Here is a 22,199-nt window from a genome sequence, read left to right as displayed (position 1 = left end):
CCAGGATGGCGTGCAGATCCCTGTACTTTTTTGTTATAATCTCAGCTCAGAGCGTGGACAGTCGATCTACTACGTGCCGCGTCGCGGCGAGACAGTCGGCATTGCGGCGAATACGGCTGTTCCTCAGGCCGAGCTGGACAGGTTGAGCAATCGACTGTTGAACACGAATTTGTTCGTGTCGACTGGCGCGTATTTGAAGTGCAGCATTGACCACAGCCTTACGGACGAAAAGATCGACCAAATCATCAACTGGTTCGAGGACGTTATCGACACTGTGTCCAAACATGGACTAAACGGATAGCATGCCCTTGGCCCGATGGCAGCTCTACGCCCAATAGGGGCATGCACTGCGGGAGTGGAGAAAGGTTCGCTTTTCGTCAGCGCTTGGCACTGATAGCCGGGAACATCGCCCATGAAGCACTACACCGAGTACCTCTGGTTCAACACCAAGAAGCACCGCGAGTACATCAACATCACCGACCAGGTGGAGCAGGCGGTGCAGAAGAGCGGCGTCCAGGAGGGGATGGTGCTGGTGTCGGCCATGCACATCACGGCTGCCGTCTACGTCAACGACGCCGAGGTGGGGCTCATTGAGGACATCGAAGAATGGCTGCAACGGCTTGCCCCCGAGGGACCGGACTATCACCACCATCGCACCGGCGAGCACAACGGCGACGCCCACCTCAAGAGCCTGCTCATGCACCATCAGGTGGTGCTGCCCATCACCGATGGCCGCGTGGACTTGGGGCCCTGGCAGCAGGTTTACTACGCAGAATTCGACGGCCAGCGCCGCAAGCGCGTGGTCATAAAGGTCATCGGGGAGTAGGCGGTCGATAGAATCCACTTCTGAGGAGGCGACGGCATGGGTGAGCAGCAAGCCCATCGTGGCGGCCAGCAGCGCGGGGCGCTGTCCGGTATTGTCAGCGGCCTGGTTATCATCTGGCTGGGGATTGTGTTTCTCTTGGACAGGCAGGGAGTGCTCGCTCCCGGCGTGGGGTGGGTCTGGTACTTCCTCTTTGGGCTGGGCGTGATTCTGCTCTTGGAGGTGATTGCCCGCCATGTGCTGCCGCAGTACCGCCAGCGCTCGGGAGGACGGCTGGTGGCCGCGGTGGCGCTCATGGCCATCGGCGCCTGGCAAATCACCGGCTTGGGGGAATGGTGGCCGCTGCTTCTCATCGCCGCAGGCCTGGTGCTGATTGTCAGCAGCTTCCGCCTTAGCGAGAAGGCGTGACGCCCCCGGCTGCGCCGCTCCCGAGTACCGGGGGGCTGCAAACGCCTGCTATGGCCTGTTCGCTCCTCCTTGCTTGCCCTGGCCGTGGTCGATGGGGTGACGCGTCCAGTCCCTTGCTGGGAAGAACTCCAGCACCTCCCCTTCCGGCGTGCGCAGCAGCACACGGATAACGCCTGCGTTGGCGATCTGTGCCTTGCACTGGTTGCAGATATGGCGATGGCCGACGATGAACATGGTGGTGCCTCTGGTGGAGTGGCCGTTGCGCGCTGCTAAGGCAATGGCGTTGGATTCGGCGTGCGAGCCCACCGCGCGACAGAGCTCCAGCCTGGTGCCGGAGGGGATGCCATGGGCGTCGCGGTAGCAGGAGCCGAGCTCTAAGCAGTGTGGCTGGTACTTAGGCGCACCGTTGTAGCCAGTGGACACGATGTCCCGGTCGCGCACGATTACCGCGCCGACCTTGGTGCGCAGGCAGGACGAGCGCGTGGCCACTACTGCGGCAACGTTCAAGAAGTAGTCATCCCAGCTCGGCCGTGAGCTGTCCATAGAGCTTGTTTCTGCCGGCATCGGGGCCTCACCCTCTTTCGGGACCTGCCCTTGAGCCTTCCCTGATGCATTGCCTCACTCCACCAGTGCCGGCGTCACTGCCCAGGCCAGGAGCCATCCGGAGCCTTCGCCCCGGCTGTCCAAGCAGACGATCCCGCCATGTGTGAAGCTGACCACCGGCGGTTCCGGAGTCCCCGCCACCAGGAGCGCTGCCAGCCGCGAAAGGAAAGGGAGATGGCCGACGAGCATGGGCGCGTCTTCTTTTTCCAACCAGGCCACCACGGGCCGCGGGTCGTCCAAGGGTGCTAGGCCGCTGCGCTCTTCCACGCCCCCTGGCGGGTGGAGCATGCTGGCGAAGAGCTCTGCCGTCTGGCGGGCGCGTTGCTTGCCGCTGTGCACGATACGACCCACGTGCAGCCCTTGCCGCTGCGCCCAAGCGGCCATTCGCTCCACCTCGCGCGCCCCCTCAGGGGAAAGATGGCGTTTTGGGTCAGCTTCCTCGGGGAGGCTCTTGCCGTGTTGGACGAGAAAGATAGCCATGGTCCTTCTCCTAAGCGTGCTCGGCGGTGCGGGCCGGCCACAAGGCCAACATGGGCGCCGCCACCTGCTCGGCCCGTTCCTTTCCGTAAAGGAGCTCAACTAAGCTCAAGGCAAACTCCAGCGCCGTGCCCGGGCCCCTGCTGGTCACGCAGTTGCCATCCACCACGACGCGCTCCTCAACGGCCTCCTGGTTGGTGAGACGAGGCGCAAAGGAGGGGTGTGCAGTGGCGCGCCGGCCGGTCAGCAAGCCGTGATGCTGGAGCACCACCACCGGCGCGGCGCAAATGGCGGCGTAAAGCCTTCCGGATGACGCCTGCTCTTTGAGAAGGCGCACCAGGGGCGCGCAGTCGCGAAGGTGCTCAGCCCCTGGCATGCCGCCAGGTAGCGCGATGAGGTCGAATGTCAGCATCTCGCATGCGCCAATCGGTACGTCAGCCACGAGTTTCGTGCCACGGGAGGCCACCACCTGCAGGTTGTCAACCGCAGCTACCGTTACCTCTGCCCCTGCGCGCCTCAAGACGTCGATGACGGTGACCGCCTCGAGCTCCTCGATGCCGTTGGCAATGGGTACCAGGACCTTCTTCACTTTCTCCTCCGCCTGTGGGAACTTCGGGGCCGCACAGGTCACCACGCAAGAGCGGCGGCCTTGTTGAAAATTAGCAAAAGCCAGCGAAAGTTGCAAGGGCCGGTGACGGCCACTGGAGCTCCTGCCTTCCTCGCCGCCGTCTGCACTCCCTCGGGCAAAAGCGCCTCCCCACAGCGGCCTTGCCTGTTTTCCGCACCTGCTACCTCATTCGCAGCGCGTACCCGCGGCTCAGTCCATTGGCCACGAAGTACCACTCTACCTCAAGGCAGATCAGGGCCGTGCCATCCTGCTCGACAAACTCGGCCAGTTCCGGATGACGTGCCGCGTCACCTTCCGCCAGAGCAGCTCTTTCGCGAGCGTGCACCTCCCGTGTCGCACCGGTGGCGGTAAGGGCAATAGCCTGCTGCAAATCCTCGGGAGTATTGGCGCGGTTGTCCACCAGAAGAGCAGCACGTGGACGGGCAGCTAAGTTGGCGAACTTGCGCGTGGCCGGCGACGTGGCGATGAGCAGCGAATACAGGTCGTGGGTGCTGGCAAAGGTCACCAAACTGGCGTAAGGCCTCCCCTGGCTCTGCGTGCACAATACGCCGAATTTCTGCTCCTCCAAAACCTGCCGGATCTCCCTGGGGATGTCCATGGTAAGTTCATTTCCTGTCAGTGCGTCCCACCACTCGAGAAATCGGTCAGTGGCAGTATTGTCCCCCCGCACCTGGTCGGATTAGCCGTGGCTACCTCACCTCCAGCGTCTGCCCAGCGGCGAGCTCGACACGGGGGAGGGTGAGCTCCGGTCGCCCCTCCTTTCGCTGCGCGCGAGTCTTGGTCGGCACCCCGTCCACGTATGCGCGTGGCTCGTCCGGAAAGAGGCTCGCGGGTGACAGGGAGAGCTGGCTGAGCGTGAGGCTCCCGTGCAGCACGCTGAGCCTGGCGGGGCCTTTTCGTTGCGCAAAGGCCCCCAAGCCGTTCCGGTTGACCAGAAGCAGGCAAAGTCTTCGCTGTGAATGACCGGGGCAAAGGCCATCTGTCCTGTCACCGCGTCACAAGAAGAGCCGGAGAGCGCCAGCAAGACCGCCTAACTGGCCATCGCTCGTGCATAGTGGTGCCCGCATTCGATCTCCTCCCAAGGATTTCGGCGGAGTCCATCGTAGCGGTCGCGCGCCCCCTTCACCACGGAAAGCCCTTCGTCAATCCAACCGTTGTAGATGAGCGTGGCAGCCACCTGGTATTCGATGCCCGTCCAGACTTCGTCGCTGTACACGAAGGGCAGCAGCGGTCGCTTGCCAAAAGGCCACGAGCAGAGCAGCAACCCCGCTTCGTCGTTCAGGGCGTACACGCGTTGCACGTTGCAAAGGTCACCCAGCGGCCGCCGCCAGTTGTAGTCGAACACTGACTTGATCGCGGTTCTCACGTGTTCCGGCGGCAACAGATAGCCGAGCCCGACCACGTGCGCCAAGTACTGGCCGAGCAACTGGTCCGACAGGCACCCCTCGCCGTACTGGTACTTGGGTTGTCCACCGCTGGGTGCGTCTTGGGACGAGGGCATGCGCAGGTGCTCCGGGACTTCTAAACCTTCAGCCACCTCGACCTGCTGGCGGTAGTAGCGACCGTTCCACAGCAGCTGGTCATACTTTTTCCTGCCCTGCTCGTAGAGGCTACGATACAAAGTGGCGGCCTTGTGCTCGCCCATGGCCTTGGCCATCTCTGCTGCCGCCTTGAGGGCGCCGAGGTAGAGCGAGCCGGTCATGGTGTTCGGCCCATAGAACTCGATGTCGTAGGTGTTGTGCTGCTCCCCTTCCATGACCCGGTCCATGTCCTTGTCCCAGGGCCGGGTGACCTGCGCGGCTGTCCACTCGAACCCTTGCGGTGGTGGCGAGCCGCACCCTTTCCATGCGAACTCTAACGCCGCCTTGACCTTGGGCCAGAGCTCGCGCAAGAACCCATTGTCGCCGCTCAATTTCCACTCACGGGAGGCCTTGATGACGGTGCCCATCTGGCCATCGGCGCATGCCTTGAATTGCCACCAGTGCTCGCCGAGGGGTATGAGGGTGCGGAAGGTCATGTACCCGTTGGGCAGAGTATTGTGGAGAAAATCGGTGCGGCGCATGGAACGCTCGAGGCTCGGAAAGAGATAGGCCAGTGCCTGTTCATAATTCCACACGTGCGGCAGTTCATTGGACAGCAGCCTGAGGCGTCGCCGCACCCTTCGAAGGCGAAGAACGAGCCGTCGTCCAACCACAGGCAGGTGTTGGTGCGGATGACGGAGGCCTGGCTCGAGACGGCGTCGATCACGTATCCGGGCAACGTGCTATTGAAGAGCGCATTGTGGAAGAGTCGCGTCGCGTGCTCCAGCTTGTCCAGGCGACTCTGCACGTAGCGGGCCACCTCCCAGGCACTGGCAAAGCGCGTTGCATAGTAGTTGCGCATCCGCCTCTGGCGAACAGCGGGCTTGGCGTTCCAGTAGTTCTCGCGGTTGGGAAAGTACCAGGCCAGAATGAAGGTAAAGGTGAGCGACTGAGCTGGTTCCATCTCGGCGTGCAACACGAGCGAGCCGACGTCGCTTCGCCCCTCTGGCGAGGGGTCGCTCTCAGTGATTGCCTGCACCCGGCCGTCATCGGCGAAATCGTCCCAGAAGATGTGTGCCTGGTCCCACCAGCCGCCACGGTACCAATGAGTCTGCACATCAAGCTCGGGCCATGTGGTGGCTAAGGCTATGTTGCCGAAGCAGATGTCTTCGGCATCCATCCCGGGCTTGGACAGGACGAGGCCGCGGAGGCGCCCTCCTCCACGTACTGGTTGAGATTGCCACCGAGAGTCTTCCCGCTCAGCTCGCGCCCGTCTGTGCCCACCGGGTTGAACAGGCTGGCGGCAAGCGAGACGAGCACTCGGCGCTGCGTCGGGTTGGCCACCTTCCAGGTGAGGATGGCCACAGGTAATCCGCTATCGGCCGGTTCGTGCGGGATGAAGGGGTTCCAGGCCTCCAGGGACACCTGCACAGGCAGTTCTCCGTCCCTAAACTCGACCCACGCGAAAGGGTACTCGCCGCGGAACACCGCCTCATGGAGACGGGCCACCCCGGCCTGCTGATTCTGCGGGAGACCGAAGGCGCCAGTGTACGGCGGCAGCAGCCGACGCTCGAGAGTCCTTGCCACCGGCATTCCCCCTTCCTGGTTTGCGTAAATGGCAAAAAAGGTGAAGGGAAGGGCAAACCCCTTGCCCGGGCGGTTGAAAATCTCCCAGTCACGGAGTTCGCCCCGCCCGCCTAACGACACGGTGCCGGTGCCTATCCCACCCAAAGGAAAAGCCACCTGCGCTAAGGCCGGTCCGGTGAAGGTGCGGATGGCAGGCCCACAGTACAGCTCCTCACGGCCGTAGGGGATGCTTCTTGTGCGAGAGAAACACGTTGCGACACCCAAGAACAAGGTGCAAAGGCAAATGAACCTGCACATGGTCTCCTCCGCATACTGTTGCCATTGCGTTCAGCGGAAACGTCCCGCTGGTTCGCCCATAGCTTCTGCCCCCGGAATCGGTTTGAGCCCGGTCCCTGAGGATTGAAACCCCGGCCTCCGCAGCATCGTGGGCGAAGAGTGTGTGGTTTCCATTGCTGCAACAAAGCTTGTCGTGGCGGCATGTGGCCTCCCACGGCGCCGCCACCACCCCGAGCCCGGCCACAGGTCTTTTTGCCACCGGATGCGACGGGTAGCCCTCGCAAGTGGTGCGAGAGTTCCTCCGCAGACGCCCTTGCTGGAGTGCCCGTAGGGTGAGGTGCGGGGCGAAGAGTCGCTGCCGGCTATCGGAGAACTGCAGGGGGAAAGTTCACCTCTGCAAGCCGAAGAAAGTAGTCCCCCTCAATGTGTGCCACGCGCCACGGCCGAAAAACCGCATCTTGAGGCACAGAAAGGGACAATGAACCGCACTCCGCCACGCCCGCTCAGTGGTCCTCTGCAAATCCGCTCTTTTTCCCGCCAGGTGAGAGTGCTCGTCGCGGCCCCGGTGACGGGATGTTCTCGAGCAGTCTCAGCCAGTCGGTGAATGTATGTGCTCCGCCGCGCGCCTGCCGCCAGCCAAGGCCTGAGCCGCAGCTGGCGAGCTTTGTCCTACTGCTTCTTCTTGCCGAAAAGGGAAGATAGGACGTTTCCCACCGCCTGGGCACCACCCCGAGAGCCCGAACCGCCCATGAGTCCCTTCATGAGAAACCCTGCTGCGTCGTCGAGGATGTTGCCGTCGCCCTCTCGATCCAGCAGGGCTGCCACGGCCGAGGAGCCGCCTTTCTGGGTGGCCCGCTTCTGCCTCAGGGCAGCCAGGACGAACGGGGTCACCATGGGGATGAGCTTGGTGGCCACGCCCGGGTCGAGCTTGAACTGCCTAGCTATGGCCTGGGTGGCCTGTACTCCGGCCGGTCCCAGAAGTCCTCCCAGTTGCGGGTCAGCACTCGGGTCCGTTGCCTTTTGCGCAACCAGGCCGGCGATGTTTTGCAAGAAGCTTGCGCTCCCGTACTCGTTCAGGATATGATCGACTCGCGCTTCGCCGCCTCGTTCGTCCTTCTGTTTGCGAAGGCCGCTCAGGATGAGGGGGACTACCTGCGGAATGATCTGGGCGACCACGTTGGAGCTGATGCCCAGCTTGTTGCCGATCTCTCTGCTTACCTCCCCACCCCATTTGCTCATGAACTCTTCGACAAGCTTGGCATGGAATCGCCTCCTTCCGGAGTGGCAGAGGCAAACTCTTGCCCCTGCCACCCGTTCTCTGACCACGGTGGCCTATCGCGCGATCTTGGGGATGCGCAGGACCTGGCCAGGATAGATCAGATTGGGGTCCTTGATCACCTCCCGGTTGGCCTCGAAGATGACCGGATACTTCATGGCATCGCCGTAGTAGGCCTTGGCAATCTTGGACAGCGAGTCTCCTCTCTTCACGGTGTAGAACTCGGTCTCTTCCTCCGGCTTGGGCGCGGTGAAATAGTCGTCATTCACGGTGGCAACGCCTTTGACATTGCCGGCGAGCAGAATGGCCTTTTCCTTGGTGGCATGTGTATCACATTGACCGTACAGGAAGATGGTGTCGTTCTTGAATTCGACCTTGAGGTTCTTGATGCGGTCTCCGAGTTCGGTGCGCAGGAGCGTTTCCACCTCCTTGGCTTCGTTCTTGCCTCCACCAAAAATTGCCGCACCCACGTTCTTCAGGAAACTAAAGGTTCCCATTGGATGGCCTCCTCTTGACTTCGATGGACATTGTCTGCTTCAGGAAACGTGCGGGATGTAGTTCAACGCCGCAGGGGTCAACGGATTGTGGAAGGACCACACTCCTCCTTTCTCCCTCGGAAAAAGCGCGGCGCGCTGGAAGTGAGGCGCCGCTTGCTATGGAACGTGCTGCTGCGAGCTCTGCTCAGTACTTGAGGACCGGCTCGAGCTGCTTGGCAGCCTCTACCCAGCCTTCGACCTGGCTAAGACCGGGCAGCTTCCGCACGAGCTTGTGCTTCTCGTTGACCTCGGTGAGGGCCGCGTGGAGATTCTCGGGCTTGCGGTTGCGCAGCTCCTTGACGCTGTCCACACCCGCCTTCTCCAGCAGCTCCGCGTACTCGCTGCCAATGCCCGGGATGCGGAACAAGTCGGCGGCGTTCACCCACTTCAGGATCAGGGACTCGTTGATGCCGGTAGCCTCTGCCAAGTCCTTCCGTCCCTTGCGGGTGGCCCCTTTTTCGAGCAGGTCGCTGACCGTCGTGACGCCGACCTTGGCCAACTTGTTTGCGTATGACTTGCCGATGCCTTCGATTTCCACAATCTTGTAGTTTGCCATGGCTGGCCTCCCTCAGCTCGTGAACCCGACAGTTGACTATGCCTCCACTGTGGCTATAAGATAACAATTGTTCCGATGAAAGTCAACTGCTATTTTTCCTGGAAGCCTGGTTGGCAAACCACTGGAGGCACGGTTCTGCCGGCAGGGGAAAGATTCCCCTTGAAATTGTCCCTGAGGTTTATATCTTTGTCTGGTGACGCAATCGGTGTTGGTTCAGGTTGCGGAGGAGGAGCCATGCAGGAGTTTGAAAAGTTGGGCGTCTTTTACTTAGGCCGCCTGTATGACTTGGAGAAGAAGGCGCGCCGCGATGAGCTTCTGCTCTATGACTCCAAGGACTTGGTGACGCACGCCGTCTGCGTGGGCATGACCGGCAGCGGCAAGACGGGCCTGTGCATTGGCCTTCTCGAAGAGGCCGCACTCGATGGCATCCCGGCGATTATCGTCGATCCAAAGGGCGATCTCCCCAATTTGCTCCTCACGTTTCCAGAATTGAGTCCTGCAGAATTCTTGCCCTGGATCACCGAGGACGATGCGCGCACGAGGGGCCTCTCTGCGGAAGAGTATGCTCGGGAACAGGCAGAGTTGTGGAAGAAGGGCTTGGCCGAATGGGGGCAGGACGGTGCGCGCATCCGGCGGCTGCGCGAGGCCGCAGACTTTGCCATCTACACGCCGGGAAGCACCGTCGGCCTACCGGTGTCCATCATTGCTTCTTTTGCCGCCCCTCCGCAAGAGATTGTCGACGATAGCGAGCTCTTGCGCGAGCGCGTCAACACCACCGTCACCAGCCTGCTCAATTTGATGGGCATCGAGGCTGACCCGCTGCAGAGCCGCGAGCACATTCTGCTGAGCAACATCCTCGACCGCGCATGGCGACAACGTCAGGACATGGAGCTTGCCGCGCTCATTCAAGCCATTCAGTCCCCGCCCATGAGGAAGATCGGTGTGTTCGATGTGGAATCGTTTTTTCCGACCAAGGAGCGCTTTGCGTTGGCCATGCGGCTCAACAACTTGCTGGCTGCCCCCGGGTTTGAGACCTGGCTGGAAGGGGAGGCCTTGGACATCGGTCGCATCCTCTACACGCCGGAGGGCAAGCCGCGCATGGCCATCTTCTCGATCGCCCACCTCAACGACGCCGAGCGTATGTTCTTCGTCTCCCTTCTCTTGAGCCAGCTCTTAGGGTGGATGCGCACCCAATCGGGTACCAGCACCTTGCGGGCACTGTTCTATATGGACGAAATCTTTGGCTACTTCCCGCCGGTCGCCAACCCGCCCGCAAAGGCGCCGCTGATGACCCTGCTGAAGCAGGCGCGGGCGTTTGGCCTGGGCATCGTCCTTGCCACCCAGAACCCCGTGGACCTGGACTACAAGGGCTTGGCCAACGCCGGCACCTGGTTTATCGGTCGGCTGCAGACGGACCGCGACAAGCAGCGGCTGCTGGACGGCCTGGAGGGGGCAAACCTCGGCAGCGCCTTCGACCGCAAGCGCATGGAGCAGACGTTGGCCAGCCTGGGGAAGCGAATCTTCCTCATGAATAACGTCCACGAGAAAGAGCCCGTGATTTTCGAGACGCGGTGGGCGATGTCCTACCTGCGCGGTCCGATGACCAGGACGCAGATCAAGCAGCTCATGGAGGAGCGCAAGAAGGCGGTGCCGGTGGTGCAAGAGGTGAGTGGGCGGGCGCTGACTGCACGACGCCAGGCAGCAACCCGGCCAGCGCTGCCGCCGGACATCCCCGGGTACTTCCTGCCCGTGCGCAGGGGGCAACCAGGTGGCACCCTGCTGCGGTACGAGCCGAGGCTGCTCGGGCTGGCGAAGGTCTATTACCTGGACAGGAAGCTGGAGATCGATTCTGAACAGACCGCGGCACTCCTTGCCACCATGCCCGAGCGACCTGCGCTAATCGACTGGGACGGCGCCGAGCCAGTGGCGATAGCCGAAGCTGAGTTGCAAAGGGCGGCCGCCGACGAGCAAGCGGTGTTCGGGGAGCTGCCTGCCGAGGCGACTAAAAGGGCCAATTACCCCGAGTGGCAAAAGGACTTGCAGGAATGGCTCTTTCGCAAGCACACTCTGCAACTGTTGCGCAGCCCGTCCTTAGGCCTAGTGTCCAAGCCGGGCGAGACGGCGAGAGACTTCCGCATCCGGCTGCAGCTTGCCGCCCATGAGCAGCGGGACGAGATGGTGGAACGCTTGCGGCAAAAGTACGCCGCGCGCATGACGTCGCTGCAGGAGCGCGTCCGTCGTGCCGAGTGGGCTTTGCAGCGAGAGGTGGAACAGGCCAAGCAGCAGAAGATGCAGACGGCGCTCTCGTTGGGTACCACCTTGCTCGGTGCCTTTGTGGGCAGAAAGGCCATCAGCCATTCCACGCTTGGTCGCGCTACCACTGCCGCCCGTGGGGCCAGCAGGGCGATGAAGGAGGAGCAGGACGTGAGGCGCGCGCAGGAAAACCTGGAACAGGTACGTCAACAGCTGGCAGAGTTGGAGCAGCAACTCGCCCGCGAGATAGAAGAGATGCAGGCGCGCACCGACCCAATGAACGAGCGGCTGGAGACCGTGGTGCTCAGGCCACGCAAGACGGACGTGAACGTGTCGCTGATCGCCTTAGCCTGGGTACCCCATTGGCAGGACCAGGCCGGACAGCTCTCGCCGGCATGGTGAGCCCCCAGCTCATGGGGGTGAATTCTATGCCGCCGCTTTCCACCGGATGATGCGGCGGGAGTTTGAGTGCAGGAGGCTTTCGCCCAATGGCGCCGCCTCGTTTGTCGTGCGGAATGCGATTGGGAGTTGGCGCCCGTTGGGTTAACAGGGGTCATCGCACGGCTTGCACACTGAGCGCTTCGCGGCACAGGGAATTGCCTCGGTGCGAGCCTGGCCACAGGGGAGAAGGGCGATGAGCCAACACAGCGCAGGCATTCTGCTCTTCAGGCGCCAGCACGGCAAGCTCGAAGTCCTGCTCGTGCATCCTGGCGGGCCCTTTTGGGCAAAGAGGGACCTCGGCGCCTGGTCCATACCAAAGGGTCTTGACGACTCAACAGAGGACCCACTCCAGGCGGCACTAAGGGAGCTGAAAGAGGAAACCGGGTTGACGGTTCAGGGCAGCCCGATTGCCCTGGGGGAGTTTCGGCAACCAAGCGGCAAGATAATCTACGCCTGGGCTCTGGAGCACGACTTTGACGTGACGCGACTTGTCAGCAACACCTTCCCGCTGGAGTGGCCGAAGGGCTCTGGGAAGGTGCACCAGTTCCCAGAAGTCGACCGCGCTGCCTGGTTCGAGGTCGAGGAGGCGAAAAGGAGGATCCTCGAGGGGCAAGTTCCCATCATTGACAAGCTGGTGGCAGCTCTGGCGCGCCAGGGGGAGCCGCAGCCAGGCGCAGCTTAGCTGCATCTGCGTGGGCCGGCCTTTTGCACGCTCCTTGCTGAGGCGAGCAGGCGAAGAGACCCTCACGGAGCCGTGCTTCATAGCCAGGCCTCACCACGGGAGAAGGTCGTGCGGTCGTGGTACCCAGGGGCTCTTTCCATCGATACACTCCAGGCTCTGTCTGAAGCAACACATGGCGCATGCGCGTAGCTCTGCAAATAGTGCTTGACATTGTCGATGAGAACTCTTATCTTAAGGCGTCTCAAGATATATCAAGCCGAGGACGATGATAAGAGTGGGCGGGTTGCAGGGGAAGAAGCGATGCCGCTGGTGATAAAGGGAAAGACCTACTACCGAACGCACGAGGCTCTGGAACTGGCGGGCATCAGCCGCGCCACCTGGTACCGCTGGAAGGCCGCCCGTTTGGTGCGGGATGCCAAACAGAAAGACCGGCGAGGCTGGCGCCTGTTCACCGCGGAAGAGGTGGAGCGTCTCAAGGAATTCGCGCAGCAGGTGAGGGCTGTGCCCACACAGTCGGAGCTTGACCTGAAGTGAGTCGGGGGGGTGGATTCGACACCCCGGCAGGCCGGGGGTGGTTGGGATGGGAAGTGCGAGGGGTGTGCCATGAGCAAAATAGGGAGGAAGAGGGTGGTCGTTGCGCTGGGCAGCGGCAAAGGCGGCGTGGGCAAGACGACGCTTTCCTTAGCTTTGGCGCAACGCCTGTGCACTCAGGGGCACACGGTCACCCTCGTCGACGCAGATCTTGGGGGACAGAATCTGGCGGCGGCTCTCATGCATCCTGCGGGTGGGCCGCTCCGCGAGGGTTTCCTGCGGAACGCTATGGCGGTGTCACGCCACGAAAAGAGTGGCGGCCAACTCCAACTGGTGAGCTTCTGCCACACGCCGTCAGATGCCTCCGAGCACGATGGCCTGGCCGGACGCCTTGCGCGCACCCTGCGGGGGCTTAGATCCGGCTTGGTCATTGTCGACCTGGGTCCGGGCGTTGCCCCGTTCACTTTGGACTGCTTCCTGGCTGCCGACCTCGGGGTAGTGGTGACCACTCCTGAACCATTAGCGATCCGGGGGTCTTTTCTCTTCCTGGAGGCGTGCCTTTTACGGGGCTTGGAGCGAGAGGCTTATGGGCGTCCCGAGGCGAATAAGCTATTGCGGTTCCTGCGCAAGCGCCGCGGCAACGACGACAAACCTCTGCGCGAGCTCCTGGGCGGCTTCAACAAGGGACGCCACTGCCTGACCAGCGTGTTGGAAGTCCTCCTGGAGAAATTGCGGGTGGGAATTGTCGTCAATTGCGTGCGCGAGGAGGGGGACAAGCGCGTGGCGCAAACGTTGCGCGCTATGCTGCTCGACCTCTTGGGCATGCACACCGAGCTGTGGGGTTATGTCCCGTTCCTTCGGGAACTGCGCCGGCTCTCGCGGGCCCACCACGGCGACAGCACCTGGACGTCCCCGCTTCTCGACGGTTGCCTTGACCCATTGACCAGCGTGGTCCAGTTGGCCGCACGCGGCTTGCGCCGGGGATGGCCATCGGACAGGATTACCGTGCTGGACAACCAGGAGGGGCCGCAGGTGGTGTGCAGCACACGATGCACCTGTTGGTCCAGTTGCGAGCTGCGGCGCGGCGGCTATCCATGCCGCATCACTCCCCTTGGCGAGCTCAAGACGCTGTTGGCCGACCTTGCGGCGGAATAGGGCAAGCAGCGTCAAGAGCTTTCCTTTTTCCGAGGTAAAGAGGGCGTGCGACGCGGGCGAGTGTTAGTGGTCGACAATGAACAGCGCATGTGCCAGGTGTTGAAGGCGGGGCTGGAAGCCGATGGACACTACGTGGTCATGGCCTTCGATGGTCAGGCCGCCTTGGACGCTTTTGCCCGCGAACCTTTCGACGTGGTGCTCTGTGACCTTAAGATGCCCGGCATGGATGGCCTGCAGGTGCTCAAAGAGCTCAAGAGGCGCCACCCCGGGGTGGAGGTCATGCTGATGACCGCCTACGCCACCGCCCAGACGGCGGTGGAGGCCATGAAACAGGGGGCGTACGACTACCTCATCAAGCCTTTCGAGACCGATGAGCTGCGCCTGAAAGTCGCACACCTCATCGAAAAGCGGCGCCTGGCTGAAGAGAACGTTGCCCTCCGTCAAGAGCTACGCCATACCTTCGAGCTGGCCTATGTGGTGGGCCGCAGCGAAGCCATGGAGAAGGTCTACCGTATGGTGCAGAAAGTGGCCCCCACCGACGCCACCGTGCTGCTCCGAGGCGAGAGCGGCACCGGCAAGGAGCTTATCGCCAGAGCCATCCACGAGTTGAGCCCGCGTGCCGACAAGCCGTTTGTCGCCGTCAGCTGTGGCGCCTTGCCGGAGAGCCTGTTGGAGAGCGAGCTTTTTGGCTACGAAAAGGGCGCCTTCACTGGAGCTGACCGTCGCAAAGAGGGATTGTTTCAGGCAGCCGGCGAAGGGACGCTCTTTTTAGACGAAATCGGCGATGTCTCGCTGGCTACCCAAGTGAAGCTCCTTCGCGTCCTGCAGAGCCACGAGATGGTGCCGCTGGGTGCCACCAAAGCCATCCCTGTGCGCGCCCGCATCATCGCTGCCACCAATCGCAACCTGGAGGAGGCGCTGCATGCCGGCACCTTCCGCGAAGACCTCTACTACCGCATCAATGTCTTCCCCATCGTGTTGCCGCCACTGCGCGAGCGTCGCGAGGACATCCCGGAACTGATCAACCACTTTCTGCGAAAGTACGGAGGCCCCAAGGCCGCCATCGAGCCCGATGCCTTGGTGGCCCTGATGCACTACGCCTGGCCGGGCAACGTGCGCGAGCTGGAGAACGTGGTGGAGCGCACGGTGATCATGACCGGCGGGGGAGTCATCACGCGCGCCGACTTGCCGGCGCACATCGTCCACAGCACAGCACCGTCCTCGCCGGTGGAAATCCCCCACGAAGGGCTGGCCTTGGAGGAAGTCGAGCGGCACTTGATCGTCAGAGCTCTTGATAAGGCAGGAGGAAACAAGACCGAAGCTGCGCGGCTCTTGGGAGTGACGCGCCGCAGGCTGTACTCGATGATGGAGCGGCTCGGCGTTCGCTCACCGTGAAACTTGAATTTCGAAGCGGAGCTGCAGTGCAGAGCCCATAGTCCGGGGAAAGGGCAGAAGTTGCGCGGATGATGATGGGAGGAAGAGCGGATGAGGCGCGAGCAGAAGTCGTTTGCCTTCCCTGTGGGGACATTTGTGCTGTTCGTGGCGGTGCTCCTCTTGTCGCTGCGAGGAACGCCCCATGAGCGGCGCCTCGTAGTTGGAGTTCAGCTCACCGAGCCCCAGATGCTTGATTCGTTGCTTGCGACGGCCCGCCGCGAGGGGAGCCGGGTCTCCACGTACGAGGCGCCCATGGGCAGGGTGTTCCATCTGGTGGAGTGCCAGGGGTCCGGAGCTGCCCGGGTGATCGTGGAATGTCTGCCCCCCGGCACCGAGAACGTGGCGGCAAGCTCGGTGCTCATGGCCCATGCCGGGCCACAGGGTTGGCGTCCCGATGTGGTGTTGGCCATGACCCTCTGCGACGTGGCTAACACCTCCCCAGGCGACATTGCGCTCAACAGCGCCTGGGCCATCGGCCACAGCGGCAGACTCGACGGCCATGGGTACCGCCCCGAAGAGCTGTGGACGTGGGACCCCACTCTCCAAGAGGCAAGGCCCGCTCGTTTCTTCTGGTCGAACCAACGTCTCTTAGCGATGGCGGTTGATAGCTACCTCAGATTGCGAGAGCTGCTCGTGGCCGAGCAGAGGTACACCGCCGCCGGTTCCCCAGATCCCCTGCCCCGCTTGCATCTCGACCGGGTGGGGGTGAGCACGGAGATGGAGTTTGCCTCATCGCCGCTGGTCGATAGCTGGCAGGAGGTTCTTGCCAACGGAGCGCAGGACGGTCTGCGCCTGTTGCCCGGCTCCACCGAGCGGGGCTTGGCGGCTGCGGCGAAGGTCTTCCAGGAAAGCGGCATCCCCTTTGCGGGCGCGGCCGTGAGCGCTCCCGCCGAACCGATGTCCACAGCAGTCGCCTTGGCCAGTCGCTTCCTCTGGACGTGGATCGGCGAGGTGACCAAGGACTGGGGCCCCGTGGAGTAAAGCTGGGTACGTCCCTGCGGAGGTAGGAGATGGAGATCAAGGCTGTTCAGGTCAAGAAGCCCGATGAGGTCAATGTCATCATCGGCATGTCGCACTTCATCAAGACCGTCGAGGATGTGCACGAGGCACTTGTCTGCTCCGTGCCCAACATCAAGTTCGGATTTGCCTTCTGCGAGTCATCGGGGCCGCGCCTGGTGCGCTCCAGCGGCACCGACGACCACTTGGTGCAACTGGCACAAGAGAACGCCTTGGCCATTGGCGCAGGGCACTCGTTTGTCCTCCTCTTGGGAAACGCCTACCCGATCAACGTGCTGCGCGCGCTGCGCGACGTCATGGAGATTGTCAACATCTGCTGCGCTACGGCTAACCCTGTGGAGGTTCTGGTGGTGGAGACGCCGCAGGGGCGAGGGATAATTGGCGTCGTTGATGGTCAGAGCCCGCTCGGGGTGGAGACGGCAGAAGACGTTGCACATCGCAAGGAGTTCCTGCGCCGCATCGGCTACAAGCTCGGCTGACCGGCCGCAGTGGGATTGGTGCCCAGTGGGAGGGGGGGTGGCTAACGCTCAGCCTCAGCGGCAGCGAGCAGCGCGGTCCGCTGCATGCTATTGTTAGGCTTGCGGTCAGGTCCGCACCTCGATACGCAGAGTTACCTCTGTGCCGTGGGGCCAGTCTGCGGGGACAAAGACCTCGCCAGTGGCCGAAACGACTGTTTCGGTCCAAGGAATCTTGTCTTCGATGGAACCCTTCCCTATGGCGCGCGAAATCCTTCAAGGCATCAAGGGCCTTCGCGTTCTTGATGTCAAGACCCATTTGTCTAAGTGTGTCGGTCACGGAGGACTCGGCAGCAATGTCGGCCGCCAAGTCTACCATTTCATCCGGAATAGCCTTCACCCTTACTCTTGTTCCCGGCGCCAGATTAGTCCTGACGCTCGCGGTGCCTCCGAGGATCTTGGTTCTGAGTCTCGTCATGCCCATCTCCTCCGGCGTTGCCTCACGGCCTGCGCATCGCCTGCGAGAAGTTGAGTTCAGCGACGAAGCCCTCAGGCGGATGCGGGTGTTCGCGAGCCTGTCCTCGCTATGTAAACCTACACCACCTGAAGAGATTGACCAAGTGCCTGAACCTCGGCGACTTCCTGCCTTTCCAGTTTCTGCCGAATCTGCTCAAAGCGTCTTACCGTCTCAACCGAATGCAATCGTTCGCCGCAGCGCAGGCATCCATCCGCACGCACCTTGAGCACGGCTGTATGAATGCCGCCTTTGAGCAGTTTCTCTACGTCCTTCTCAACTGGGTTGCCACCACAAGTAGGACACTTATCAAAAGGCTTCATCTGTTTCTCCTGATGTGCCAATCTATCCATCGCTCAGGGTCAGTGCACAGTGACCAACAATGCCCATTGAGTTGCGTGATTGTAAGCCACACACTGTGCATCGGCTCTCCAGCAAGACTGTCACCGTAGATCAGGTAACTCGGACAAGGCTTGTCAGACAGATAATCTTGGATCATCTCGCCGTGCAGGAGGCTGAAGAGGATTTCATCGAAGGATAGATGGCCTCCCTGTGCTTCTTCGTCGGCGTGGTCGGTGATAAGAATACGATTGTACCGGATGCGGTCAACAATGTCCTGAACATCCACAGGATAACCTTGCCAAACGGTTTCTGCTTACCATTGTAGCTCAGTACGCCGAGATTGCAAAGGGGCGGCTAACGACTTGGCTCACCTGCCGAGTGGTGCGGGGAAGATTCCTTCGCACACCAGAACCAAAGCGGGCAAATCGCGCCCGCTCCCTTCGAGCGAAGCGAGGTCAGGTGCAGCCGGTGTTAGGCGCTGTTGGGCCATATAAAACTACCCATCTTCATTCTTTGGCTCTCCGCCTTTTGTGCCATTTTATTGCCGATGTGCAGCATTCGATATTCAAACCGATCATAACAATCACGGAAAGCAATGCCACAAGGCTCGTGGCGACGGTAACGGTATTCAAGGTTTTAGGAATCAGAGTCGGATCAAACCACTTGGAGAACTCCTGACCAATAGTTGCTCCCTTTGGGGCCATTATAGCCAGAGCAATTAGCGGAATTGCCAGACCCAATGAACCTAACGCACCTGAGATAAGACCGACCTGTACGCCGAGTTGTTCGGAAACCTGCTCTCCAAGTTTCTGCTTACGGACAAGCAGAAGTCCTGTAGTGATTCCACTGGCAATCGCCAGCGGAATGCAAGCAATAGGAAGTCCCATAAAGACAAACATTGAAAAGCCTGCTGTGACAAAGGAAGCCCCACCGACAAGAAGATCTATCTGCGCATGGTTAGGTATGAGCTGACGAGGTACCCGTTTTCTCATGTGGTCATACCCTATGTTGGGACGCAACAGCGCCCAACGGCTAGCGTCAGCTGCTCGCCGGAGTGCAGCGGAGGCGGGTCGGCTGCACGCAGTGTTGGGCGGCATGATGGAGTGGCAACTTCCAAATCTCGGTGTCACTGCGCACATGCTGATGGAATACAGCGACGCGATCAACGGTGTACGCCCCTGTAGAACCGGCGTTTCGCCACCTCCGCACTCACCACGTAACCCAGCACGATCACCCCCATCAGCCCCAGAAAGAGTGGTGGCAATGGGACGAAGCCGAATGCCACACCGAGCGGGGTGTAGGAGATTGCCAGCGCCGCGGCCGCAACCGCCAGCGTCGCGCTCAACAGCGCGCGTCCCGGCCGACTGCGAAGGAGACTCCCGCGCGTGCGCACCACGAGCACGACCAGCGTCGCCGAGACCACGGATTCGACGAACCATCCGGTCCGGAACTCTGCCGGACTCGCGTGCAGCAGCCAGAGCAGCACGCCGAACGTCAGATAGTCGAACACGGAGCTGACGAGCCCGAACGTGAGCATGAACCGGCGGATGAACCCGATGTCCCAGCGGCGCGGCCGCTCAACCCAGTCTGCATCCACCCGGTCGGACGAGATCGTCAACTCCGGAACATCCGTCAGGAGATTGGTCAACAAGATCTGCTTCGGCAGCAGCGGCAGGAACGGGAGCAAGAGTGAGGCGCCGGCCATGCTGAACATATTTCCGAAATTGGCACTGGTCGCCATGAACACGTACTTGAGCGTGTTGGCGAAGGTGCGACGGCCTTCGCGCACCCCCGCCTCCAGCACCGCGAGGTCCCGCTCGAGGAGCACGATGTCGGCCGCCTCTTTGGCAACATCTACCGCCTCCTCTACCGAGATGGAGACGTCCGCCGCATGCAGCGCCGGGGCGTCGTTGATCCCGTCGCCCATATAGCCCACCACGTTTCCAGCCTTGCGCAGGGCGCGAATGATCCGCTCCTTTTGATTGGGCTCAACCTCGGCGAAGATATCCGTTGCCTCCGCCGCGACCGGCAGGGCCTCGTCGCTCAGCAGCCGCAACGCGGAGCCCGTCAGTACACGGGGGGCGACCAGCCCTACCTGAGCGCCCACCCGGGCGGCGACCAATGCGTTATCGCCGGTGATCACCTTGAGCCGCACGCCCAATTGGTGCAGCGCCTCCACCGTGGCCGTGACCCCCGGCTTCGGCGGATCGGCAAGCGCGAGCAGGCCCAGGAACGTCATGTCGCGTTCAGAGTCTCGGTCGATAGGGCCGGGCGCCCCGATGTCGCGCACTGCGACGCCAAGCGTGCGGTAGCCCTCAGCACTGAGGGCTGCATAGCGCCGCTCGATCTCCAGCCGCGCCGCGGCGATCGGGATCGTCGTGCCGTCTGCCAGCTCGGCCGTGCTGCAGACCTCGATCACGTTGTTTACTGCGCCCTTTGTAATGAGTAGGGCTGCCTGGCCTCCGTGGTCTACGAGCACGCTCAGGCGCTTGCGCCCGAAGTCGTAGGGCACCTCGTCCAGCTTACGCCAACCGTCGAGTGGGAATGCGCGGTGCGCGCGGATCGCCACGTCGATCGGATTGGTGAATCCCGTCTCAAATGAGGCGTTGAGAAAGGCGTGGAAGAGCACGCGTTCACTTTCGTTCCCCTTGGCGTCGAATGCGGCGTGGACGCGCACCCGGCCCTCGGTGAGCGTGCCCGTCTTGTCGGAACAGAGCACGTTCATACTGCCAAAGTTCTCGATCGCGGCCAGCCGCTTCACGATCACCTTCTGTGCGGCCATCCTTCGCGCGCCACTCGCCAAATTCACGCTGATGATCGCCGGCAACAACTGCGGCGTAAGCCCTACCGCCAGCGCCAGCGCGAAGAGGAAAGAGTCCAGAACTGACCGATGGAGGTAGACGTTGAACGCGAAGATGGCGATCACCAACACCAGCGTGATTTCCATGAGCAGATAGCCGAAGCGGCGCACACCCTGCTCGAACTCCGTTTCCGCCGGGCGCAGGCGCAGGCGTGCGGCGATCGCCCCGAATTCCGTCGACCTCCCGGTGTGCACGACGACGGCCTGTGCGCTGCCGCTTATCACATGCGTCCCCAGGAAGAGCACGTTGTGGCGCTGACCAAGCGGCGCATCTGCGGGCAGGGGGCCGGGACTCTTGGCTACCGGGAAGCTCTCTCCCGTGAGCGCGGCCTCGTCCACAAACAGATCCTGCGAGGTGAGCAGCAGACAATCCGCTGGGACACTGGAGCCCGCCGAGAGCAGCACCACGTCGCCCGGTACCAGTTCCTCCACGGCCGCCTCGGTCTGGCGCCCATCGCGCAGCACAAAAGCCTTCACCCCGACCGTCGCCAAAAGTGTCTCAACGGCTGTTGCGGCGCGATGTTCCTGCCAAGAGCCGAGTAGCGCGCTCGCTCCGACAATCCCCAGGATGATGATCCCATCCGTAGGATCGAGCAGCGCGAAGGAGAGCAGAGCCGCGCCGATCAGGAGCAGCACCAGTGGGCTGGCGACCTGTCTGAGCAGCAATTTCGGGACATTGGAGCGTTTGAGCTCACCGAGCACGTTCAGCCCGAGGCGGGCGAGACGTTCGGCGGCGCTATCCGCCGCAAGACCGCTGGGCGACGATTGCAGTGCCGACAGCACGTCCGCCGCCGGTATGCTCCAGAACGAACGCAACACATCTGGCGCCGCTGACGCCTTATCTGGGCTCACGGCACCGGGGGACGTCAACGAACGCATGGAAATGTCCTCACATTTTCATGGGGGCCATGATGCCGCCCAACGCCAAGCATCGGCCGCGGCAGGCCAACGTTTGGCGCAGCGATTACACCGCTTTGAGCAATCCCAGCGCTCTATATCCCAAGCCAATCGGAACTGAATAGAGTGGCCAGCTCTCTTTCACTCGCTTGAAGAATAGACTCGGATGGCCTGGATTATCTCGCCACAACTTGTAGGCTTGCCGTGCACGCTGGCGAATCTCTGGAGGCAAAGCCCAATAGTGCTTCCAGAATGACTTGGTCGTTTGTGATTTCATGGATGTTCGATGAATTCGCCGTGTTCATCGAACATCGGCAGTGTCTTACCTTCGTTGATTTCCGTCTCAACCGCCGCTATCAGTGCGGCCAGTTTGTCATCATCTGTTGCCGCGAATTGTGTATCCCATAGGGCTTCAGCTGCCGCGATTTCTTCAAAGCTTTCTTCGGTGGGTAAGGGATGTGTTTTGAGAAAAAGCGCAAATTGGTAGAGTTGCACTGTCCGCGCCCGGGGCATGGCAGCGGCGATGTCCGCAACGGCTTTCACCAAATCGGCTTGTGTTTGCTGTATCTTGGTTACCATTTCTCTAACTCCAAGTGACAATTCTATCACAGCTTGCTACACGGTTGCAATCACGCCGCCCAACTCTTGTTTAGATAGCTTCTATGTATCACCTTTGGGCCGCTGGCGGGCGGCCTAAAACACCGGTGTGTATCCGTTCTTACATCCTGTATTGCCAATGAATTCATCCTGTTTCTCTAGCTCCCTCGGGGTGTTATATGCTTTCTATATGACAGCCCGCTACGTTCCGGTCACAACGTGTCAGCCGGACTGCGAACGCCCTTGCCGCCGCGGTTGAGAACGTGCGTGTAAATCATCGCCGTTTTCACGTCCTTGTGCTCGAGAAGCTCCGGGACAGTGCGGATGTCAT

General features: G+C 61.6%; 23 protein-coding genes and 1 pseudogene. 10 read left to right on the top strand and 14 right to left on the bottom strand.

Going from position 1 to position 22,199, the window contains the following annotated elements:
* Nucleotides 1-142 precede the first annotated feature (142 nt).
* The 3 genes from NUW13_15860 (at nt 143) to NUW13_15850 (ending at nt 1,231) form a co-directional block, all read left to right on the top strand.
* Complete coding sequence (locus tag NUW13_15860; GenBank protein MCR4440485.1) at nt 143-301, top strand: hypothetical protein; 159 nt, start codon at nt 143-145, stop codon at nt 299-301.
* A 111-nt stretch (nt 302-412) separates the two neighbouring features.
* On the top strand, nt 413-826 hold the full coding sequence (locus NUW13_15855; protein MCR4440484.1) for a secondary thiamine-phosphate synthase enzyme YjbQ: 414 nt from the start codon (nt 413-415) through the stop codon (nt 824-826).
* 36 nt (nt 827-862) lie between these two features.
* On the top strand, nt 863-1,231 hold the full coding sequence (locus NUW13_15850) for a hypothetical protein (GenBank protein ID MCR4440483.1): 369 nt from the start codon (nt 863-865) through the stop codon (nt 1,229-1,231).
* Nucleotides 1,232-1,279: 48 nt separating this feature from the next.
* Here NUW13_15850 and NUW13_15845 read toward each other — a convergent pair whose 3' ends face one another.
* The 9 genes and pseudogenes from NUW13_15845 to NUW13_15805 all read right to left on the bottom strand — a co-directional run bounded on the left by NUW13_15845 (nt 1,280) and on the right by NUW13_15805 (nt 8,690).
* Nucleotides 1,280-1,795 carry a dCMP deaminase family protein gene (locus NUW13_15845; GenBank protein ID MCR4440482.1) on the bottom strand — a complete coding sequence of 172 codons (516 nt, stop codon included), beginning with the start codon at nt 1,793-1,795 and terminating at the stop codon, nt 1,280-1,282.
* 54 nt (nt 1,796-1,849) lie between these two features.
* Nucleotides 1,850-2,314: a phosphohistidine phosphatase SixA gene (gene sixA / locus NUW13_15840; protein MCR4440481.1), complete on the bottom strand. Its 465-nt coding sequence runs from the start codon at nt 2,312-2,314 to the stop codon at nt 1,850-1,852.
* A gap of 10 nt (nt 2,315-2,324) precedes the next feature.
* Nucleotides 2,325-2,900: a DJ-1/PfpI family protein gene (locus NUW13_15835; protein ID MCR4440480.1), complete on the bottom strand. Its 576-nt coding sequence runs from the start codon at nt 2,898-2,900 to the stop codon at nt 2,325-2,327.
* A 199-nt stretch (nt 2,901-3,099) separates the two neighbouring features.
* Nucleotides 3,100-3,537, bottom strand: coding sequence for a pyridoxamine 5'-phosphate oxidase family protein (locus NUW13_15830; protein MCR4440479.1), 438 nt, complete (start codon nt 3,535-3,537; stop codon nt 3,100-3,102).
* A gap of 432 nt (nt 3,538-3,969) precedes the next feature.
* Complete coding sequence (locus tag NUW13_15825) at nt 3,970-5,001, bottom strand: glycoside hydrolase family 116 protein (GenBank protein ID MCR4440478.1); 1,032 nt, start codon at nt 4,999-5,001, stop codon at nt 3,970-3,972.
* Nucleotides 4,953-6,343, bottom strand: a pseudogene (locus NUW13_15820) (GH116 family glycosyl-hydrolase). Before NUW13_15820 ends, NUW13_15825 begins: the two are co-directional and overlap by 49 nt.
* A gap of 648 nt (nt 6,344-6,991) precedes the next feature.
* Entirely contained in the window at nt 6,992-7,561 is a 570-nt protein-coding gene (locus tag NUW13_15815; protein ID MCR4440477.1) for a DUF937 domain-containing protein, read from the bottom strand.
* 93 nt (nt 7,562-7,654) lie between these two features.
* Nucleotides 7,655-8,095 (bottom strand): peptidoglycan-binding protein LysM, encoded by a 441-nt coding sequence (gene lysM, locus NUW13_15810; protein MCR4440476.1) that lies wholly within the window; start codon nt 8,093-8,095, stop codon nt 7,655-7,657.
* A 184-nt stretch (nt 8,096-8,279) separates the two neighbouring features.
* Nucleotides 8,280-8,690 (bottom strand): DUF4332 domain-containing protein, encoded by a 411-nt coding sequence (locus NUW13_15805; protein MCR4440475.1) that lies wholly within the window; start codon nt 8,688-8,690, stop codon nt 8,280-8,282.
* Between the two features lie 234 nt (nt 8,691-8,924).
* Here NUW13_15805 and NUW13_15800 point away from each other — a divergent pair, with 234 nt between their 5' ends.
* From NUW13_15800 to NUW13_15770, 7 genes are all read left to right on the top strand, one after another.
* Nucleotides 8,925-11,345, top strand: coding sequence for an ATP-binding protein (locus NUW13_15800; protein ID MCR4440474.1), 2,421 nt, complete (start codon nt 8,925-8,927; stop codon nt 11,343-11,345).
* Between the two features lie 232 nt (nt 11,346-11,577).
* Nucleotides 11,578-12,066, top strand: coding sequence for an NUDIX domain-containing protein (locus NUW13_15795; GenBank protein ID MCR4440473.1), 489 nt, complete (start codon nt 11,578-11,580; stop codon nt 12,064-12,066).
* A gap of 300 nt (nt 12,067-12,366) precedes the next feature.
* A complete protein-coding gene (locus NUW13_15790; protein ID MCR4440472.1) occupies nt 12,367-12,600 on the top strand; it encodes a hypothetical protein in 234 nt (77 codons plus the stop codon).
* Nucleotides 12,601-12,669: 69 nt separating this feature from the next.
* Nucleotides 12,670-13,752 (top strand): P-loop NTPase, encoded by a 1,083-nt coding sequence (locus NUW13_15785; protein MCR4440471.1) that lies wholly within the window; start codon nt 12,670-12,672, stop codon nt 13,750-13,752.
* A gap of 45 nt (nt 13,753-13,797) precedes the next feature.
* The gene (locus NUW13_15780; protein ID MCR4440470.1) at nt 13,798-15,147 is read left to right on the top strand and encodes a sigma-54 dependent transcriptional regulator; all 1,350 of its coding nucleotides are present in this window, start codon (nt 13,798-13,800) and stop codon (nt 15,145-15,147) included.
* 90 nt (nt 15,148-15,237) lie between these two features.
* Nucleotides 15,238-16,167: a hypothetical protein gene (locus NUW13_15775; protein ID MCR4440469.1), complete on the top strand. Its 930-nt coding sequence runs from the start codon at nt 15,238-15,240 to the stop codon at nt 16,165-16,167.
* 29 nt (nt 16,168-16,196) lie between these two features.
* Nucleotides 16,197-16,682: an adenosine-specific kinase gene (locus NUW13_15770; GenBank protein ID MCR4440468.1), complete on the top strand. Its 486-nt coding sequence runs from the start codon at nt 16,197-16,199 to the stop codon at nt 16,680-16,682.
* A 570-nt stretch (nt 16,683-17,252) separates the two neighbouring features.
* On the opposite strand, the gene NUW13_15765 is transcribed toward NUW13_15770, so the two are convergent.
* The 5 genes from NUW13_15765 to NUW13_15745 all read right to left on the bottom strand — a co-directional run.
* Complete coding sequence (locus tag NUW13_15765) at nt 17,253-17,495, bottom strand: YgiT-type zinc finger protein (GenBank protein MCR4440467.1); 243 nt, start codon at nt 17,493-17,495, stop codon at nt 17,253-17,255.
* 525 nt (nt 17,496-18,020) lie between these two features.
* Complete coding sequence (locus tag NUW13_15760) at nt 18,021-18,506, bottom strand: hypothetical protein (protein MCR4440466.1); 486 nt, start codon at nt 18,504-18,506, stop codon at nt 18,021-18,023.
* Nucleotides 18,507-18,676: 170 nt separating this feature from the next.
* The gene (gene mgtA, locus NUW13_15755) at nt 18,677-21,253 is read right to left on the bottom strand and encodes a magnesium-translocating P-type ATPase (GenBank protein MCR4440465.1); all 2,577 of its coding nucleotides are present in this window, start codon (nt 21,251-21,253) and stop codon (nt 18,677-18,679) included.
* A 291-nt stretch (nt 21,254-21,544) separates the two neighbouring features.
* Nucleotides 21,545-21,850 (bottom strand): hypothetical protein, encoded by a 306-nt coding sequence (locus NUW13_15750; GenBank protein ID MCR4440464.1) that lies wholly within the window; start codon nt 21,848-21,850, stop codon nt 21,545-21,547.
* Nucleotides 21,851-22,080: 230 nt separating this feature from the next.
* On the bottom strand, nt 22,081-22,199 hold a 119-nt coding region (locus tag NUW13_15745), incomplete at its 5' end, for an integron integrase (protein ID MCR4440463.1).

This window comes from candidate division KSB1 bacterium (assembly GCA_024655945.1).
Lineage (GTDB): Bacteria > Zhuqueibacterota > Zhuqueibacteria > JANLFK01 > Oleimicrobiaceae > Oleimicrobium.
Note: the sequence above shows the minus strand (reverse complement) of the source record. Positions and strands in the feature narration are given on the sequence as shown.

Coding starts and splice junctions, on each gene's coding strand:
- NUW13_15750 (MCR4440464.1), bottom strand. CDS start 21,850: ATGGTAACCAAGATACAGCAAACACAAGCCGATTTGGTGAAAGCCGTT.
- NUW13_15765 (MCR4440467.1), bottom strand. CDS start 17,495: ATGAAGCCTTTTGATAAGTGTCCTACTTGTGGTGGCAACCCAGTTGAG.
- NUW13_15850 (MCR4440483.1), top strand. CDS start 863: ATGGGTGAGCAGCAAGCCCATCGTGGCGGCCAGCAGCGCGGGGCGCTG.
- NUW13_15845 (MCR4440482.1), bottom strand. CDS start 1,795: ATGCCGGCAGAAACAAGCTCTATGGACAGCTCACGGCCGAGCTGGGAT.
- NUW13_15795 (MCR4440473.1), top strand. CDS start 11,578: ATGAGCCAACACAGCGCAGGCATTCTGCTCTTCAGGCGCCAGCACGGC.
- NUW13_15830 (MCR4440479.1), bottom strand. CDS start 3,537: ATGGACATCCCCAGGGAGATCCGGCAGGTTTTGGAGGAGCAGAAATTC.
- NUW13_15785 (MCR4440471.1), top strand. CDS start 12,670: ATGAGCAAAATAGGGAGGAAGAGGGTGGTCGTTGCGCTGGGCAGCGGC.
- lysM (MCR4440476.1), bottom strand. CDS start 8,095: ATGGGAACCTTTAGTTTCCTGAAGAACGTGGGTGCGGCAATTTTTGGT.
- NUW13_15805 (MCR4440475.1), bottom strand. CDS start 8,690: ATGGCAAACTACAAGATTGTGGAAATCGAAGGCATCGGCAAGTCATAC.
- NUW13_15775 (MCR4440469.1), top strand. CDS start 15,238: ATGAGGCGCGAGCAGAAGTCGTTTGCCTTCCCTGTGGGGACATTTGTG.
- NUW13_15855 (MCR4440484.1), top strand. CDS start 413: ATGAAGCACTACACCGAGTACCTCTGGTTCAACACCAAGAAGCACCGC.
- NUW13_15790 (MCR4440472.1), top strand. CDS start 12,367: ATGCCGCTGGTGATAAAGGGAAAGACCTACTACCGAACGCACGAGGCT.
- NUW13_15760 (MCR4440466.1), bottom strand. CDS start 18,506: ATGAGAAAACGGGTACCTCGTCAGCTCATACCTAACCATGCGCAGATA.
- NUW13_15815 (MCR4440477.1), bottom strand. CDS start 7,561: ATGAGCAAATGGGGTGGGGAGGTAAGCAGAGAGATCGGCAACAAGCTG.
- NUW13_15800 (MCR4440474.1), top strand. CDS start 8,925: ATGCAGGAGTTTGAAAAGTTGGGCGTCTTTTACTTAGGCCGCCTGTAT.
- mgtA (MCR4440465.1), bottom strand. CDS start 21,253: ATGCGTTCGTTGACGTCCCCCGGTGCCGTGAGCCCAGATAAGGCGTCA.
- NUW13_15825 (MCR4440478.1), bottom strand. CDS start 5,001: ATGCGCCGCACCGATTTTCTCCACAATACTCTGCCCAACGGGTACATG.
- NUW13_15770 (MCR4440468.1), top strand. CDS start 16,197: ATGGAGATCAAGGCTGTTCAGGTCAAGAAGCCCGATGAGGTCAATGTC.
- sixA (MCR4440481.1), bottom strand. CDS start 2,314: ATGGCTATCTTTCTCGTCCAACACGGCAAGAGCCTCCCCGAGGAAGCT.